Source organism: Tenacibaculum sp. 190524A02b, assembly GCF_964036645.1.
Classification (GTDB): Bacteria; Bacteroidota; Bacteroidia; order Flavobacteriales; family Flavobacteriaceae; genus Polaribacter; species Polaribacter vairaonense.
The window spans coordinates 2,127,178-2,145,467 of the sequence record NZ_OZ038525.1; the positions used below are offsets into that span (position 1 = coordinate 2,127,178).

17 protein-coding genes are annotated in these 18,290 nt (G+C 30.3%); 12 read left to right on the forward strand and 5 right to left on the reverse strand.

The window, feature by feature from the left end:
* Positions 1-30 precede the first annotated feature (30 nt).
* From ABNT65_RS08455 to ABNT65_RS08480, 6 genes are read left to right on the forward strand one after another with little or no spacing between them, the layout of a single operon-like run.
* Positions 31-624, forward strand: a complete 594-nt coding sequence (locus tag ABNT65_RS08455; RefSeq protein ID WP_348704619.1) for a hypothetical protein — start codon at positions 31-33, stop codon at positions 622-624.
* 33 nt (positions 625-657) lie between these two features.
* Entirely contained in the window at positions 658-3,555 is a 2,898-nt protein-coding gene (locus ABNT65_RS08460) for a hypothetical protein (protein WP_348747657.1), read from the forward strand.
* 1 nt (position 3,556) lies between these two features.
* Positions 3,557-4,174, forward strand: coding sequence for a phage tail protein (locus ABNT65_RS08465; RefSeq protein ID WP_348747658.1), 618 nt, complete (start codon positions 3,557-3,559; stop codon positions 4,172-4,174).
* A 2-nt stretch (positions 4,175-4,176) separates the two neighbouring features.
* A complete protein-coding gene (locus ABNT65_RS08470; protein ID WP_348747659.1) occupies positions 4,177-6,414 on the forward strand; it encodes a glycosyltransferase in 2,238 nt (745 codons plus the stop codon).
* Between the two features lie 28 nt (positions 6,415-6,442).
* Entirely contained in the window at positions 6,443-7,072 is a 630-nt protein-coding gene (locus ABNT65_RS08475) for a hypothetical protein (protein ID WP_348704615.1), read from the forward strand.
* Positions 7,073-7,105: 33 nt separating this feature from the next.
* Positions 7,106-7,777 carry a DUF1906 domain-containing protein gene (locus ABNT65_RS08480; protein ID WP_348704614.1) on the forward strand — a complete coding sequence of 224 codons (672 nt, stop codon included), beginning with the start codon at positions 7,106-7,108 and terminating at the stop codon, positions 7,775-7,777.
* A 283-nt stretch (positions 7,778-8,060) separates the two neighbouring features.
* On the opposite strand, the gene ABNT65_RS08485 is transcribed toward ABNT65_RS08480, so the two are convergent.
* Complete coding sequence (locus ABNT65_RS08485) at positions 8,061-9,692, reverse strand: ABC-F family ATP-binding cassette domain-containing protein (protein WP_348739006.1); 1,632 nt, start codon at positions 9,690-9,692, stop codon at positions 8,061-8,063.
* Between the two features lie 99 nt (positions 9,693-9,791).
* Between ABNT65_RS08485 and ABNT65_RS08490 the strand changes: the two genes are divergently transcribed.
* Together ABNT65_RS08490 and ABNT65_RS08495 are read left to right on the forward strand one after the other, a co-directional pair.
* The gene (locus tag ABNT65_RS08490; RefSeq protein ID WP_348704612.1) at positions 9,792-10,493 is read left to right on the forward strand and encodes a hypothetical protein; all 702 of its coding nucleotides are present in this window, start codon (positions 9,792-9,794) and stop codon (positions 10,491-10,493) included.
* Between the two features lie 180 nt (positions 10,494-10,673).
* On the forward strand, positions 10,674-11,312 hold the full coding sequence (locus ABNT65_RS08495; RefSeq protein ID WP_348704611.1) for a porin family protein: 639 nt from the start codon (positions 10,674-10,676) through the stop codon (positions 11,310-11,312).
* A gap of 11 nt (positions 11,313-11,323) precedes the next feature.
* Here the strand turns inward: ABNT65_RS08495 and holA are convergent, their stop codons facing one another.
* Positions 11,324-12,328 (reverse strand): DNA polymerase III subunit delta, encoded by a 1,005-nt coding sequence (gene holA, locus ABNT65_RS08500; protein WP_348704610.1) that lies wholly within the window; start codon positions 12,326-12,328, stop codon positions 11,324-11,326.
* 56 nt (positions 12,329-12,384) lie between these two features.
* On the opposite strand from holA, the gene ABNT65_RS08505 reads away from it, so the two are divergent.
* Complete coding sequence (locus ABNT65_RS08505; protein WP_348704609.1) at positions 12,385-12,828, forward strand: type I restriction enzyme HsdR N-terminal domain-containing protein; 444 nt, start codon at positions 12,385-12,387, stop codon at positions 12,826-12,828.
* A 47-nt stretch (positions 12,829-12,875) separates the two neighbouring features.
* On the forward strand, positions 12,876-13,874 hold the full coding sequence (locus ABNT65_RS08510) for a glycosyltransferase family 2 protein (RefSeq protein WP_348704608.1): 999 nt from the start codon (positions 12,876-12,878) through the stop codon (positions 13,872-13,874).
* An 8-nt stretch (positions 13,875-13,882) separates the two neighbouring features.
* On the opposite strand, the gene ABNT65_RS08515 is transcribed toward ABNT65_RS08510, so the two are convergent.
* The gene (locus ABNT65_RS08515; protein ID WP_348747660.1) at positions 13,883-15,130 is read right to left on the reverse strand and encodes a hypothetical protein; all 1,248 of its coding nucleotides are present in this window, start codon (positions 15,128-15,130) and stop codon (positions 13,883-13,885) included.
* 122 nt (positions 15,131-15,252) lie between these two features.
* Between ABNT65_RS08515 and ABNT65_RS08520 the strand changes: the two genes are divergently transcribed.
* Both ABNT65_RS08520 and ABNT65_RS08525 read left to right on the forward strand, forming a co-directional pair.
* Positions 15,253-16,356 (forward strand): hypothetical protein, encoded by a 1,104-nt coding sequence (locus tag ABNT65_RS08520; protein ID WP_348747661.1) that lies wholly within the window; start codon positions 15,253-15,255, stop codon positions 16,354-16,356.
* A gap of 34 nt (positions 16,357-16,390) precedes the next feature.
* Positions 16,391-16,927 (forward strand): DUF2911 domain-containing protein, encoded by a 537-nt coding sequence (locus ABNT65_RS08525; RefSeq protein ID WP_348747662.1) that lies wholly within the window; start codon positions 16,391-16,393, stop codon positions 16,925-16,927.
* A 67-nt stretch (positions 16,928-16,994) separates the two neighbouring features.
* Here the strand turns inward: ABNT65_RS08525 and ABNT65_RS08530 are convergent, their stop codons facing one another.
* Both ABNT65_RS08530 and ABNT65_RS08535 read right to left on the reverse strand, forming a co-directional pair.
* On the reverse strand, positions 16,995-17,666 hold the full coding sequence (locus tag ABNT65_RS08530) for a hypothetical protein (RefSeq protein WP_348739012.1): 672 nt from the start codon (positions 17,664-17,666) through the stop codon (positions 16,995-16,997).
* Position 17,667: 1 nt separating this feature from the next.
* A complete protein-coding gene (locus tag ABNT65_RS08535) occupies positions 17,668-18,288 on the reverse strand; it encodes an L-threonylcarbamoyladenylate synthase (protein ID WP_348704603.1) in 621 nt (206 codons plus the stop codon).
* Between the last annotated feature and the right edge of the window lie 2 nt (positions 18,289-18,290).

The following is an 18,290-nucleotide window of genomic DNA, read 5'->3' on the forward strand; positions in this document are numbered from 1 at the left end:
AATTGTTTACTATAAAAAACAATTTATGTTATGTATACAGATTTTTACTTTACAAACTTATCAACTGATGAAAAAATAAAGGATATTGTTTTTTCTCAAAATACATCTTTTGAAACACCTAATATTGATAATGTTTTTGCCAGCATTAAAGGTTGCCCTTTTAATTGGTGTCATAAAATAAGAGTGTCATGGAGTTTAAGTTTTCGTTTGAAGAAAAAATCTGGTAACCTAACTCCTATTTATAATTTAAAAACAGTACACAATGAACAACGTCCCTTCTTTCTTATCTATAAAGAAGGAAGTACATCCGTTCAACAAACTTGTAATAATGGAAATCAAATTATACTTTTTAAACAGATAAAAGGAAATGAGTTTATAGCAATACAGTTATACAGAGGTGATTTACTTATTAAAGAACAGTTTTTTAACACTTCTAAAATTTGTTTTCAGATAGATTCTAATATCAATATTCTCACTACTGATTTTACACACCAAGAAATACCAAGATATGAGAGCAAAAATACTCTTTGTATTGATTTTATCCCCTTAAAATCTGTTCACCTTATTCTTCTTGGTTCCAGTATGAAACATCAATTAGTAATTGATGCCATTAAAAAATGGTAAAAAACAACTATTAAAACTTTCAATTTATTTATTATGGAAACTATATTAAAAATATGGGAGGATCGCATATTCCCAAATGTAAATGATAATTTAATTATTGAATTTGAAATTCCTACAGGTGGTAGTAAAAATGATTTTGAAATTTCCTCTAAAATATTTTGGAAAAAAAGTAATCAAGATGTTTATCATCCTGAGAAGATAACAACTACTACTCCTTGTAATCTGCTTTATTCTTTTCATAATGGAATTTCTATCAAAGGAAAATTATCTATAAAAAACTTTAGCAGTTTTAACTCTAGTTATACACTAGGTGTTTTTGCTGATTTTTATTACTTTAATAAAACTGACGTTAATTATATATGGCATACTGAAGGGTTTCTTATAGGGTTTGATCCAGATTTTAAAAAAAATGTTAAAGATCCTAGTAAAAAACCTCCTAAAGATAAACCAACACCATTAGATCCAATAATTTCATCAGATACTTATAGTGATTTATTCCCTTATATTTATGTTACTGATTGGCCTAAAATTGCTTCTTCAGAAATAAAATGGAACTTTTTTTATTACCAACCCTATTCTAAAGGACTTCCTATAGATTCTTTTACAGATAAACTGTCTTTTCTAAAAAAAACAAATAATAGACTTGGAATGCAACAAGAAGCTATTCTTTTTATAGAAGGGAAGCCTCCTTATAATTCACAGTTTGTTTCAAACACAACTAAACTCCCTGGCTACTTAACTAATTTTAAAGCTTTATATAATCAATTAATCACCTCAAAAAGTTTAACCTCAATAGTAGCGCAAACCTGTGCGTTTTTTCAAACTAATATACCTGATTTTTCTACCTATCTTAAAAGTACTACCTATTTAGAAAGCAAAGAACGGTTATGGGACTCTTATTTTGCATTAATTATTGAAATGGGGTATGAACACGAACAACTTACCAGCATAATAGAGGTGTTAACTCTTTGTAATTTTTTAGAAATAATTTTTAAACATATAGATGAAGAACATCCAACCAGTACCTTTAGTAAAGAACAGCTATCATCTTTATTAAATGCCACTATTATTTTATACAAAGGTATTTTCCCCTTACCTCCATATCCTTCTTCTCCTCCTATTTCTGCTCAAAGCACTTTTATTCCTTATGCTATTGGTAATTTACAATTGGTAAAGTATAAGCTTTCTCATTATGAAATAGGTGAATTGGCTAATATTCTTAGTTTAATGCCTGGTGAAAAAAGAAAACTTACCAATAAAAAAATAAATCGGACAGTTACTAAAGAAATTTCTAAAACATCTTCAATAGATAATTCATATAACGCAACCAACCAAAGTAATAACGATTTTAATGAAGAATTATGGAATGCCATTGCAGAAACTTCTGAAACTACAGATTATCCTAACCCTGGATTAATTTCTACTTATGGACCACCAACCAATATAACTATAAAGGGTTCTTATACTAAAAAAAAGACTACCCAAAAACCCGATAAAAAACAACTGGCTTCTTTTGCTAAAAAAGTATTAAACAAAACGGCTAAACGTTTGTCTGATAAAGTTAATAAAATAAGAACCCATTCAGAGTTAAGAGAATTAGAAGATACCACTGTTAGTACCATTACTAATAAAAAAAATAATTTTCCTGAATATGGCTTTTATTGTTGGTTAAATAAAGTATATAAAACTAAAGTTATTAATTATGGAAATCGAATGTTATTTAGCTTTGACATACCTCATCCTGCTAAAGATTATATTGAACAAACAATTGTTTTAAAAGGACTTGATTTAAAAAAGCCTAAATCACTTTCTGATTTTCATATCAATTCTTACAAAGATATTAATCAGGAAAACTATTTAACAGTAGCACAATATTACAACCTTAAAAAATTCAACTTATATCCACAAGAAACTATTATTATTTCTGAGGTAATTTCACTATCGCAAAGTAAATTAATTGATTTACCTGATGCTTATTATGCTGGCTCTGCCACTATTGAATATGCTTTTGGTTCTCAACAATCAAATTCAATAGTAAATGGATTTATAGGGCAACATAGTTTTTCTTTTCAACAATCAGAAGGGGTAACTGGTACTAAAAAAATTCCTTCTTTAAATGGAGAGCAAAACAAAATTGCTGCTAGTGCTGTATACAATACTAATATTGAAATGTCTCCTCCGAATTCGGAAATAGAATTCCAAATGAGTATTAGTATTGAATGTTTACCGCTTCCTAATACTATACTTTCTTGGCAAATAGAGATGTATGATTTATTTGATAATGCTTATACCAAAGAGAGTACAATTTATCATGAAGAAACAAAAGCTTCTAACTCAAAAAAAGAGTTAAAAAACCCTTTAGAAGAACGATTAATAGTTATAAATTCAATAGAGAAAAGTGTACGGAAACTGTTATTACAAAATGTACTTCGTATTAACGGTTATTCTTCAAACCTAATTAATAAGAATGTCCCCCCTTCTTTTAATTTTAATCAACCAGAAATAACCCAATATCTAAACAAGGTTTTAGAGTGGAGTGAAATGTCTTATACTTTTTTCGATCAGTATAGTAATACCAATAATCATTTTGCCATCTCATCTGCCTCTCCTAATTTTTTTTCGGCTTTTCTTAATGCTGATTATGTTAGGGTTCTAATCCCAGTTTTCCCTGAATTCAATCAAAGTTTTCTTTATTTTTTATCTACAGGAAGTATATGGGCTTCTTTAGATAAACTTACGCCTTGTTTTGAAGATTCAGAAACAACTACTGAGATTATTAAAGATCAAAAATCTATTATTTATGAGATAAAAAAAATATTTCAACACTCCGAAACAAACTCCAAAGTAATTGATTCTTGGGAAATATGTATTCCTACTTCCATGCAAATACTTCAAGAAAAAAAACATATGAATATTAAAAATCATAAATAATATGAACTCTTCTTTATATAATATTACTACACCAGTAGGAACAGTAATTGCTTTTGCTGGAAATATTGATAGTTATAAAAATATACAAAATACCACTACTCCTTTTGTAACTTCTCCAATTGAGGCTTATGGTTGGATGCTTTGTGATGGAACAGCCTTAAAAGCTGCTAACTATCCAGAACTATATGCTGCTATTGGCAAACTGTATGGAAGTTCTGGTTCAGGAAATGACTTATGTTTTAATCTTCCTGACTTAAGAGGACAGTTTTTAAGAGGTATTGGTACAGATACAGCTAGTATTGAAAACAGAATTGCTCCTCCTGGTGGCACCAAAACAGGAGTAGGTTCTATTCAAAAAGATGCGCTCCAAACACATCAACACACCTATACTAAACCTACAGGTGCTCCTGCTCCTGGTGAAAGTAGTGAAGGAACTTCTACCGTAAATACTAATGCCTATACCGGAGTTCCAACCAGTGAAAATGATCCGTCCTCCGTAAGAGTAAGTCAATATGAAACAAGACCTGTAAATACTTTCATTAATTATTTAATAAAGTATACTTATTCTTTATCTGGGTTGAATGATATGCATGATTTTAATAACCTAGTAAACTTATAGTAATGACTATTATTAAAAACATATTTATTTGTTTGGTACATGAAAATCAAGATTGCATTATTGATTTAGTAAGAAACCTCAAATATTCAGATCCTACATCAAAAATCATACTCTACAATGGCGGTACTAACATTGATTTATTTAAACATTTCCCTTTTCATAAATATGATGTTATTATTTTTCCTAATCCCAAACCTTTACAATGGGGATGGCTTCATGATTTTGCTATAGACTGTATGGAGTACGCTGTTGATAATATGGAATTTGATACTATTACCATAGTAGACTCGGATCAATTAGCATGTAAAAAAAACTATAGTTCATTTATAGCTGATACATTTTCACAAAATCCAAACTTAGGAATGCTAGGTCAAATACCTGATAGGCTTCCAATAGATACCGAAATTCATCCTGCTGTTACTGCTTATAAAGAAAAAGAGTTATGGCAACCTTTTTTAAATCAACTACCCAATGGTAAAGACGCTTTTTTACATTGGACTTTTTGGCCTTCTACTGTATTTACCTATAATGCTTCTAAAGATTTGGTTTTGCTTTTTAGAAATAATACATTATTACAAGAACTCTTAAAAACTACTAAAATTTGGGCTAGTGAAGAAATTTTACTCCCCACACTAACCATTGCCTTAGGATATACAATTGTTAAAAATCCGTGTACCTATGATTATGTAAAATATAAAACAGAATATACTACGCAACAAATACAGCAGGCAATAGATAAGAAAACATGCTATTGGATTCACCCAGTTTCTAGAGACGTAAAAGATATAAACAGAAAGTATGTTAGAAATGCTTTCTCAAATTACATTCTTCCATATAGCCCTATTAATAAAGAAATACTTTCACTAATTAATACTATTCAAATAAAAACAAACCCTATTGAAGGTTGGTTGAATAATGATGAACTAGCATTACTTGTTGAGCTTGCATTTTTAACAGCTAAACGTAACAAAAAGCCAGTTTTCTTGGAAATAGGAAGTTATTGTGGTAAAGCAACTTCTGTCATTTCATTAACAGCACAACACATAAATAAAGCATCTAAAATAGTAGCTATTGATAATTTTACAGGGAGATTAGGAGCTGAAGATGCCACAATAGATCAATATCCTCCATCCTATGATAAGTTTTATGATACACTTAATAAATTAGAAATAGCGGGTATGATTGAAGTAATTAAAGTAACACCTCATTTAACAAACTATACTACTAAAGTAGATTTAATTCTAATTGACGGACTTCATGATTATGCAAGTGTAGCTAGAGATTTCTACCATTTTGAAAAGCTTTTTAAAAAAGACACTTTAATTCTTTTTCATGATTACTGTACTAGTTTCCCTGGTGTATTATCTTTTGTTAATGAATTAATTAATCAAAACTCATATCAAATTTTAAAGCAAAGCTCTTCTTTAATTGCATTACAAAAAAGCGTTGACAACTTAAACCTCAAAGAAAAAGTAAAACCTTTAACTTATAAAAAACAAAATACGCCTTTAGTAAGTTGTATTATGCCAACTTATAATCGTCCCGAATTTATAGAAAATGCTGTACAGCAATTTTTAAATCAAACTTATGCTAATAAAGAATTAATTATTATTGATGATAGTGAGTCTAGCATAAAACAACTGATTCCAGAAAATCCAGCGATACGTTACGTTCATATTGATAAAAAACTAGATATCGGTAGTAAAAGAAATATGGCTTGCCAAATGAGTAATGGAGCCTTTATAATTCATTTAGATGATGATGATTTTTATGCTACTAATTGGATTGAAAAACAAATCACTTTTCTAATTGATAACAATTTAGACATAACTGGATTAAGCTCTCCTTGTTTTTATGAACCTTTAACTTCTAAAGTTTCACAATATAAGTACCCGTTGCATCAAAGAAAGTGGGTTTACGGAGCTACCTTATGTTATACGTATCAATTTTGGAAATCTAACCCCTTCCCCAATATAAACTGCGGAGAAGACAATGCTTTTGTATGGGCCTCTTCTTCTAAAAAAATATGCCCAAATCATGAAGCTATTAGTTTATATATAGGTCATATTCACTCTAAAAATACAAGTCCTAAACAAACTCAAGATAAGCGTTGGTTTGATTTGAAACTGGAGGATTTCCAAAAAACATTTAAATACAAAAACATTAAGTCGATTCCTATTTTCAACAATACAATTACCCCTATAAAAATACAAATAACAGGGAAGCCGAAAACTGCATAGAGTAGGCATTTTATTAAAATTTTTAATTATGATTTACGATTATTCCCAAAAGCCTCCTGTATTGGTATCTAGAAATAAAGCTAATGCTTATTTTCCTGATTTTTATTTTGCCGATGATACCGATCTATACTTTTTATATCCTAAAGATAAGGTTATCTATAATTATTCTTTGGGGGTATTTTTTAAACATGTAAATGGCCCTGAATATGAAAATATAGCTATACGCCCTATTATCAAAGCTGAACAAATGGGTAACCTAATAGGATATACACAATTTTCTCCTACTCAACTACCTACGTTATATTTTCAAAATGGTAGATTAACTCTTGAGCATTCCAATTGCAGAAACATTGGTTGGCATCCAAGAAGACAAGGATTTAATTATGCCTATGGAAATATTTTGTATGAAGATGTTCCTAATTATAAAAAAGGAGGTATATTTAATGAAGAGCAGTTTAAAAAAGACCAACAGGCAGCTAAAAACAATCCTACAAAAGATATTCGTTTAATTGAAATATACTACAATGACAGTGATATAATACAACGAACTCCACATCATTCAAGATCTAATCTTATATTAGGTAATCCACCTAATTTTGTTTTGCAAATTGTAAATCAATTTTTAGCTGCAAAAGAAAAAAGTCCTTCACCTTTTTAATTATTTTTATCAATAAACTAACCAATTTTAATTATGAATACCACAATACAACAATTACCTGGAAAGGTTACCAAAGCCCCTGCTGGACTTAGAGGTTTTGACTCTGACACAATTATTAGTAAAGATACTGCTGTTAAATTTAAAGAAGATGGCTATTCCTTTTGCTTTCGTTATCTATCAAGAGGAAAAGGTCAACATGACGGAGATTTAAGTTTTCAAGAAGCAAACGATATTCTAAATTCAGGATTAGCTTTAAGTGCAGTACAACACGTATCTAATCCTGGTTGGGTTCCTACTGGAAGTTTAGGAACTACCTATGGAGAAAACGCCGCCTATAATGCAACTTCTATAGGGTTACCTAAAGGAATGAATATTTGGTGTGATCTAGAAGGCATTGCTACAGGAACAACTAGTGATGATGTAATTGCTTACTGTAATGCTTGGTATGATGCTGTTTATAAAGCCAAATACATTCCGGGTATTTACGTTGGAGCCAACGCTGTATTAGATAGTCAACAATTATATTGGGATTTAAAATTCCAACACTTTTGGAAATCTATGAGTAATGTTCCTAATGTAGCTAATCGCGGATATCAAATGATTCAATCGTACCAACCCAATCTGATTAACGGAATTGGAATTGATGAAGATACCACACAAGATGATGATAAAGGCGATTCTGTTTTATGGCTAGTAAAAGAGTAATACGCCACGTATAAATTTTTAATTGATACACTTAGTTAAACAAATGCTACCCACTAGTGCAAGCAACTTTTGTACAGTTACAGAATGGCTATACACTAGTGCGGAAAGCTTTTGTTTTGTTGAAGAACGCTATACACTAATGAGAGAAACTTTTGTTCTGTTGAGGAAACTCCATACACTAGTGCGAGAAGCTTTTGTTCTGTTGAGGAATCACCATACACTAGTGCACGAAGCTTTTGTTTTGTTAAGGAAACGCTATACACAAGTGCATGAAGCCTTTCTTTTACAAATCAATCTCTTTTAAGGCATTGATATTATTACGTTCTAGGAAAGCATCAATTGTTTCAAAATGTTCTATAACACGTTGATCTTTAAACTCAAATACTTTTTGTGAGAGCCCTTGTAAAAAATCACGATCATGAGAAACTAGAATCAACGTACCATCAAAATGTAATAATGCTTCTTTAATCACATCTTTAGAGCGTAAATCTAAGTGATTGGTTGGCTCATCTAATATTAATAAGTTTACTGGTTCCAATAATAATTTCACCATTGCCAAACGTGTTCTCTCACCTCCTGACAAAACTTTTACTTTTTTATCTATATCATCTCCCCCAAACATAAAACGTCCTAAAATATTTTTTATCTGCGTTCTCACATCTCCTTCAGCCACCTCATCTACCGTTTGAAACACGGTTAATTCTGGATCTAATAACGACGCTTGATTTTGAGCAAAATAACCAACTTTAGCATTATGCCCTAACCCACACTCTCCTTCAAAATCTATTTCTCCCATAATAGCTTTAATCATGGTTGACTTTCCTTCTCCGTTTCGTCCTACAAAGGAAACTTTTTCGCCTCTAGCGATAGAAAAACTAGCGTCTTTGAAAACTGTTAAATCACCGTACTTTTTAGTCAACCCTTCTACTCTAACAGGGTAATCTCCAGACCTTGGAGAAGGTGGAAAACGTAACTTTAAAGAAGAAGTATCTACCTCATCTATTTCCACTAATTCTAATTTTTCAAGCATTCTTTCTCTTGAAGCTACTTGATTTGTTTTTGAATAGGTTCCTTTAAATCGCTCAATAAAAGCTTTTGTGTCTGCTATAAACTTTTGTTGTTCTTCATATGCTTTTAATTGATGGGCTCTTCGTTCTTTTCTTAATTCTAAATAATGTGAATAATTCGCTTTATAATCATGAATAGTCCCCATAGTTACTTCTATGGTTCTATTAGTTATATTATCAATAAACGCTTTATCATGTGATATAACCACTACAGCTTTGGCTTTATTTAATAAGAAATTTTCTAACCAAATTACCGACTCAATATCTACATGATTCGTAGGCTCATCTAACAATATTAAATCTGGCTTTTGTAATAAAATTTTTGCCAATTCAATGCGCATACGCCAACCTCCACTAAACTCTGAAGTGGCTCTGTTTAAATCCTCTTGTTTAAACCCAAGTCCCTTTAAAGCCTTTTCAACCTCAGCTTCATAATTTACTTCCTCAAGTGCATAATAGGTTTCGCCTAAATCTGATACTCGTTCAATAATCTTCATATATTCTTCCGATTCATAATCGGTACGAGTTTCCAACTGCTTATTTAACGCCTCCATTTCTTCCTTCATTTTAAAAATGGCATCAAATGCTTTGGCTGCTTCTTCTTTAACCGTACAGTCATCTTCCATTAATAAGTGCTGCGGTAAGTATGCAATTACAGTATCTTTAGGACTCCTTACACCTCCTTTTGTTGCTTTAGAAACACCAGCTATAATTTTCATCATAGTAGATTTTCCTGCACCATTTTTACCCATTAAGGCAATTTTATCATTTTCATTTATTACAAAAGAAACGTCTTTAAATAAAGTTTTCCCACTAAACTCAACTGTTAATTGATCTACTGTAATCATTTGTGTTTATTTTTGTGGCGAAAATAATAATTTAAAGGCATCATTCTTACTTTTAAATTTGCATACACTAAACATAATTATTAAAAATTAATTTACCATATGAGTAAACTATCTTTTAAAGAAGTAAAAGAACTAGCAACTACTAAAAACTTAACCGATACAACTTATTTTACCTTATTTGGAGGCGGCGTTAATAAAAAAGCTTATGGAGTTAACAATTCTTCATGGATTGTATTAAGCGCTTCAATATCTAAAGAGCGATTAATTAAAGCTGAAATTGACCAAATATTAACTTTGAAAAAGAATGGAGTTTTTACTCCTGACCTTGGCGTTTCTACTACCGAAGAAGCTGTTTTTAACGTTCAAGATGGAACTGATACTAAAATTGCTTTTTTAGAAGAAAAAATTGATGGTTTTGAAATACCTAGAAAGGGTACTGCTTTCTCTGAAGATGAGGTAAAGAAGTTTAGTATTGAAATTTTAAAATATATTTGTCAACAACCTACTATAGAAGCGGCTGAAGTAATAAGAGCCAATGCTCTAAAAAGTATTGATTTATTAACTCCTTACATAAAAAAAACAGATATTCCTGACTTTCAAGTTAGATTTGACAAAGCCACAGGAAAGATTTTAACATTAGACCCAGGAGATCCTTTAAATTCTGAAAATGCTCAAGATAAACATCTACGTTGGTTAAGTTTTTGGCAAAAAGATTTAACAGACAAACGTTATCTTTCCAGACTTTGGAATGAACAACACCCAACAAACAAAATAAACTCAAATGGTAGTAGTTGGAAATAACTTAAATCTATTTTAATTCAGAAAATACTATTAGTAAACACCATTAAAAAAATGGTGTTTTTCTTTTTTAATAAGCCTCCAGCTATATAAAAACAACCTATTAAAATAATCTTGTTTAACATATTTCTTAAACTATAATATGTTTTACTTTTGCATAACCAAGGCTTAATATTAACTTTAATGAAAAAAACGCTTGTTTTTATAGCTTTTATTTTTTTCTATACTCTTAATTGTTTTTCACAAAACAAACAAAAGTACAACCTAAGTGCTGGGATAACTAATTCTAGTTTAAGAGGAAACGAATTAATAAAGGATAATGATTCTAGACTGGATTATTTAATTGGAGTTGGTATTACATATCATTTAAAAAATAAAATTTCCTTAAAAGGTGAAATTAATTATGTAAGAAAAAAGATAAGCAGTATTAGAACAGTTTATGATGAGTTTACACGCCTTATTAGCAAAACAGAGGAAGTTACTAATTTTGATTATTTATCTATACCTATTCTACTAAAATTTGAATTTGGTAATAACAATCGTTTATACATAAATGCTGGCCCTAGCATGAGCTTTCTTTTAAATACGCATTCTGAAATAATAAGCCAAGAAGACAATCTTAATGATAATGCTAATATATTTGATTTAGCCATATCTGCAGGTTTAGGGAAAAAGTTTGAGCTAGACAAGACTAACTCATTAACTATAGAGGTTAGACATAGCTTAGGGCTTTTAAACACTAGTAGTGTATATGACCTAAATAATGAATCAGTTAAAACAACTACAACTAACTTTATTCTTTCTTGGAACTTTTCACTTTAGCTAGATACTTACTAATGTAACACTTTAAATAGTAACTCTTTTAAAATATCTGATTGCGGCATTCCATTAGCTCCAACTCCCTTGCTCTTAACATCAGCATCACGTAATAATGCAATTACCTGTGATACTTTTCGCATTGGATAATTACGTGCAGCTGTAACATAATCATCAACAAAATAAGGGTTCACTCCTAAAGCTTTTGCTACTGATGCTTTTGATTTATCCTTTAACCCATGATACATTAATAACTGTGTAAAAAAACTATTCAGTAAAGAAATAGTCATTACCAAAGGATTATTTTTTGGATTCTGAGCAAAATAATTAATAATTCTATTAGCTTTTACCACATCTTTTTGCCCAACTGCCTTACGAAGCTCAAAATTATTAAAATCTTTAGAAATACCTATATTCTCTTCTATATGTGAAGGATTAATAATTGTTTGTGCTGGTAAAATGGAAATTAACTTTTCTAATTCATTGTTAATTTTACTTAAATCAGTCCCTAAAAACTCTACTAACATTTGCGCCGATTTAGGCTCAATATTGTATTTTTTAGCTCCCAAAGTTTTTCTAATCCAATCTGCAACCTGATTCTCATACAATTTTTTACTCTCGAATATCAACCCATTCTTAGCAATGGCTTTATACGCTTTTTTACGCTTATCTAACTTTTTATACTTATAATTAAATACAAGAACTGTGGTAGGTTGTGGATTGTTAGCATAGGCTTCTATTTTATCTATAGTCCTACTTAAATCTTGTGCTTCTTTTACAATAATCACCTGACGTTCTGCCATCATTGGAAAGCGTTTGGCTGAAGAAACTATTTCATCAATAGATACATCACGTCCATACATAACCACTTGATTGAAACCTTTTTCAGATTCATCTAGTACATTATTCTCAATATACTCCGATATTTTATCAATGTAATACGACTCTTCTCCCATTAAAAAATAAATGGGCTTCAGGTTTCCGTTTTTTATATCGCTAACTATATGGTTTACGTCACTCATTTAAAACAATAAACTTTATGGATGTTTACAAATTGAAAGTTTCCTATTTTTGACCAATGCAAAAGTTGAACTTACCTACATACGATTTCAGGCTCAAAAGTAACGAAAATAAGACGCTTATTTTTGATAGTTTGCGAAAAAAATATGTAGTACTAACCCCAGAAGAATGGGTTAGACAACATTTTGTTCATTTTTTATTAGAAGAAAAAAAATATCCTGTTTCTTTAATTGCTATTGAAAAACAATTAATAATTAATAATTTAAAAAAGCGCACTGATATTGTTATTTTTGGTAAAGATGGACTTCCTAACATTATAGTGGAATGTAAGGCGCCACATATTAAGATTACCCAAAATACTTTTGATCAAATAGCACGCTATAACTTGAAATTACAAGCTAACTTTTTGGTAGTTACAAATGGTTTACAACATTTTTATTGCATGTTAGATACCAAAAATGAATCGTATGTTTTTCTAAGAGATATCCCCATTTATAATTAACAAATTATTACCTCTTTAAGTCGCTTTAAAAGTGTATTTTTGGCGTCTTGAAAACAGCCATTGTCATATTAAATTGGAACGGTAAAAAATTGTTAGAGCAATTTTTACCTTCAGTAGTTAGCTTTAGTTCTAAAATTGCTGAAGTTTATGTAGCAGATAATGCTTCTACTGATGATTCTATTGCATACATAAAACAATATTTTCCAACAGTAAAGGTTGTAGAAAATTCCCAAAATGGTGGCTATGCTAAAGGTTACAATGATGCTTTACAGCATATAGATGCCGATATTTATTGTTTATTAAACTCTGATATTGAAGTTACGGAAAATTGGTTGCTTCCAGTTATAGAAACCTTTAAAAAAGAACCCAATACAGGAATTATTCAACCTAAACTATTAGATTACAAAGAGAAAACTAAATTCGAATATGCTGGTGCTGGCGGGGGTTTTATAGATTTATTTGGTTATCCGTATTGCCGAGGTAGAGTTTTCAATTACTTAGAAGCTGATAACGGCCAGTTTAATGATACTTCCGAAATTTTTTGGGCTTCCGGTGCTTGTATGTTTATACGCTCTGAGATATATCATAGTTTAGGAGGTTTTGATGAGGATTATTTTGCGCATCAAGAAGAAATTGATTTATGCTGGCGTGCCCAAAATGAAGGTTATACGGTTAAATATGTAGGAGCCTCTACTGTATTTCATGTGGGTGGGGCTACCTTACAAGAAAGTAACCCACATAAAACGTTTTTAAATTTTAGAAACAGTTTATTAAATGTAGTTAAAAGTGTACCTAAACGATGGTTTTTATTCGTGGTTTTTTCTCGTTTAGTTTTAGATGGTATTGCGGGAGTTAAATTTGCTTTAGAATTAAGACCTATACACACTCTAGCTATTTTAAAAGCGCATTTAAGTTTTTATAAAAACTTTTTTAGATTTTTAGGTAAAAGAAGAAAACTACAAAAGAAAGCTAATTACAACCTTCATACTTCTGTTGTTTGGCAGTATTTTATTTTAGGAAGAAAAAAGTTTGAAAAGCTAGATTAAGATTAGGTCTACAAATTCAAGAACTCCTTACCTAATAAGTTTTTCAAAGAAAAACCTTTAACCTCTCCCACTCCTTTAAACTTAAAACGAACTCCTACAACCTTACCAAGTGTTTTTGTATATGTTTCGTTATATATTTCTTGTTTATTTAAAAACACACGTACTTGCTTATTTTTTACGCTAATTTTAATATTTTTAAAACTAGACAAATCTGTTCCAAAGGGTGACAAGTCATACTTCTTTCCATCAAAATATTTTTCACTAAACATTACTCCTATTTCTGAAACGCAACCTGAAATAGTTAAAGGAATTAAAATTGCGCTTTTTGTTCCTATGATTGTAATCGTAGTTTTTTGGCAAACACCCCATTTATCAATAAACAAATGTTTTATAGAAGTATGTAACTCAAAATTATCTCCTGAAATATTTCCCAGATCATCTACATAATGATACGTAGAGTTTACTGGTTCACTGCTCTGTTTAATTTCATTTATAGTCTCTTCGGCAAACAACAAACTTTTATTTTTTAAAACTTTCTTTTCTTCAATGTATTTAGGTATTGGCTTATAATCAATAGTACCTATCCATCCATTTGACTTTATAAACAAATCATGCTCTTTAATTATTTTTTTATTAACTAAAAGTTTCGCTCTAAAATATCCTGGATAATAATATTGTCCTGTAGCTTGTTTTTGTTTTTTATGAATCTTTATAGTTTTGGTTGGATCCCAATGCTGTTGAATTAAAAAATCATCCGCTTCAATTGTTTTCAAATCAAAATCAAACACTACCGAATTAGGCAAACCATTGGCTATAGGTCTACTTTTAAAAAGTACCTTAGTATAATCTGCTCTTTTTATCTGGTTCTTGGTTGACATAGAAAATATAGAGAAAAATAATGCTGCTATTATAAAAGCAGAAAGCATAATAACTCTGATATTAGCTAATACTGTTTGTTTATAAATAGTAACTTTGGGCTTTTTTCTTTTACTTTTAAAATCTCTCCAATTTAAAAAACCAGCAAACTGAGCTAAGGTGTTTAACGTACTTATACTTGGAGCACTTTCATAATTAACCCTTCCCCAAACTCTTTTTAATGTAGTTGGACTTAAAAGTACTTTTGTTTCTTCTTGAATTTTTTCACTCAATTCAATAAACACATTATTATGCCAATTTTTAGCTTTCCCCCATTGTAACTTTTCTTCTATTAAGTTCAAACAGACTTGTACTTCTTTATAATCTTTATACAACTTCATAATCACAAAAATCACTAAAAATAACCACTTGAACAACTATGAACCAACTTGAACGGGTTTGTTTTTTACTGAAATACAGAAATATAGATTTTTGAATATAATTTTTACAAATATTCTTTATTATGAGGTTTACAACTATCTTAATCTTACTATTTTTTAGCAATAGTATTTACACACAGAACTACATTCCTATAGATACTGCACATTGGGATATAAAAGCCAAAGCTTATGTTATTGAAAAGTATAAAGGAAAGAAAGCTATCTATATACAAGCTGGTGGTATGACACTTAAAAATCAAACTTTTTTAAATGGGACTATTGAGTTTGATATTTTTTTAAAAGAAGAACAAGCTTTTCCGGGAATAACTTTTAGAACAACTAAAAATTTTGATGGTGAAAAATGGTATATAAGACCACATTTATCTGGAAAACCAGATGGTAATCAAGCCGTACCACTTACCAATGGTGTTACTCCATGGCAACTGTATTTTGGAGAAAAATACTCTTTCCCATATCGTTATAAATTTAATGATTGGACACATGTTAAACTAGTTGTTAATAATGATAAAGCACAAGTTTTTTTAGACGGAACTGAAAAACCTAACTTATCATGGCACTTATTTCACAAAGCACAAAGCGGCAGTATTAGTTTTAATGGTGGAAGATTATCTGGAATGCATTTAGCCAATATTAAAATAAATACCAGCACTACAAGAATTGCAGGCTTTAAGCCTAAAGAACGAAAAGCATTAAAAAACTTAATTCCCACATGGAAAATTTCAGATAAATTTGAAGAAAAGTTACTTGATTCACCTAATACTTATAAAAAACTAATCTCATCTAGAAAATGGACAAACTCTATTTCTGTTGAAGAAGGTACGGCTGCTAATATTTCAAGAAAAGCACAACTATTCAATAATAAATCTAAAAATACGGTTTTTGCAAAAATTGAAATTTATTCAGATAAAAATCAAACCAAATTATTTGAATTCGGATATAGTGATAGAGTTACTACTATTTTAAATGGAATACCTATCTATAGAGGAACAAATAAATGGCGGTCTCGAGATTATAGATACTTAGGTACTATTGGTTTATTTGATGCTGTCTACTTACCTCTTAAGAAAGGAAAAAACATATTGCTTATGGCTGTTTCTGAAGATTTTGGAGGCTGGCTAATTACTGGGAGATTTAAAGACAATTCACAAATAAAAATCATTTATTAAATTTATAATCCACATTAATTTATACGTTAACATTATGAAAAAAGTACTTTTAACATTATTACTTTTCAGTTTTTTTAATCTTTCATACGGTCAAAAAATTAAAGACCTTGATACAAGCCCTCTTGATTTTGCTGTTTTTAGACCAGATGGTCAAGGCACACAACCTGTAGCTAGAATTATTTATAGTAGACCTCAAAAAAAGAATCGAAAAATATTTGGTGAATTGGTTCCTTACGGAAAAGTTTGGAGGACTGGTGCCAATCAGACTACCGAAATAAACGTTTATAAAGACATTACCATTCAGGGCAAAAAATTAAAAGCTGGAAGTTATACCCTTTATACTGTTCCTAATAAAGATTCTTGGAAAGTCATTTTCAATTCTAATTTATTTACTTGGGGGGCTTATGATTATGATGCTTCAAAAAATGTACTGGAATTTGATGTTCCTGTAAAACGCACAAGTGAACCTGTAGAGGCTTTTGGAATTGCTTTTGGTAAGCATAGAGCTGGCAATGGTAAAATTTTATTTAGCTGGGATGATATTGAAATTTTTGTTGATTTCAACTACTAATACGATTTACGAATAATATCTTTTTTTAACTCATATTAGCTTTATCATTTTTAGCATTATGGTAAAGCTAATTATTCTTCAAAAGTTCTTTTTTATCTTGATAAATATAATAGAGTAGAAAAAAAACAGCAACTCCTCCAAATGTATGCCACAACCAATGCGTTCCCATGGGTAGTAAAACAACAAGGTTATCTAAAGTTCTAAACAAGACTGCTCCTCCAAAAATAACAAAGCCATAAATTATATACTGTATGTTTTTCCATTGTGTTCGGTAAGCATACCAGATAAAAGGAGTGATTACAGTTACTGCAGTTACTACATAACCAAATGATATTCTATACTCTTTAGGTAATGGTAGCATTCTTGGCAAAATAGAAAGCAATAAAAAACTCAAGAACAATAAAATTCGTTGTCCCCATTTTTTGGTAATCTTACCTATGAAATACACAATACCACCTAAACAAACAATCATAATTGGTAACCAATCTAACACTAACCAAAACTCATGACTTCTTGTACCATGGAACATTGTTCCTCCTATCCAACTTATAAATATTACTGGAATGGCAAATAAAAAAAATGGATGTTGTTTAGGATTTTTAGCTATTTTTCTACCAAAATAAATTAGAATTGCTATAAAAATAAGGTTACTAAAAGTATTGAAAGGTTCCACTGGTAAACGACCTTCTATCGTTTCTTGATATATAGGTCCACTATCATTAGGAAATTTTTGTAGCAAACTATAAAACATCCAAACTTCCCTTTCCTTCCCTTATCACTTCAGGTTCATCATCAGTTAAATCTATAACAGTTGATGCATAATTATCTCCATAACCTCCATCTACTACAATATCTACTATGTTTTGCCACTTTTCAAAAATTAACTCTGGATCTGTAGTATATTCTATAATTTCATCTTCATCATGAATAGAAGTTGATACTATTGGATTTTCTAAAGCTGCAACAATAGCTCGTGCTATGTTATTATCAGGCACACGAATACCAACTGTCTTTCTTTTTTTAAATACTTTTGGTAGTGAATTACTTCCTGGTAGTACAAAAGTATAAGGTCCAGGCAAAGCTCTTTTTAATATTTTATACGTAGGTGTATTAATTTGTTTTACATAATCAGACAAATGACTTAAATCATTACAAACAAAAGAAAAGTTAGCCTTTTCTAACTTTACTCCTTTAATCTGCGCTATTTTTTCTAAAGCCTTGGTATTTGTTATATCACATCCTAACCCATAAACAGTATCTGTTGGATAAATTACCAATCCTCCATTTCGCAATACTTTTACAATCTTCTCAATCTCTTTAGGGTTTGGGTTTTCGTTATATAACTTTATAAATTGTGCCATAA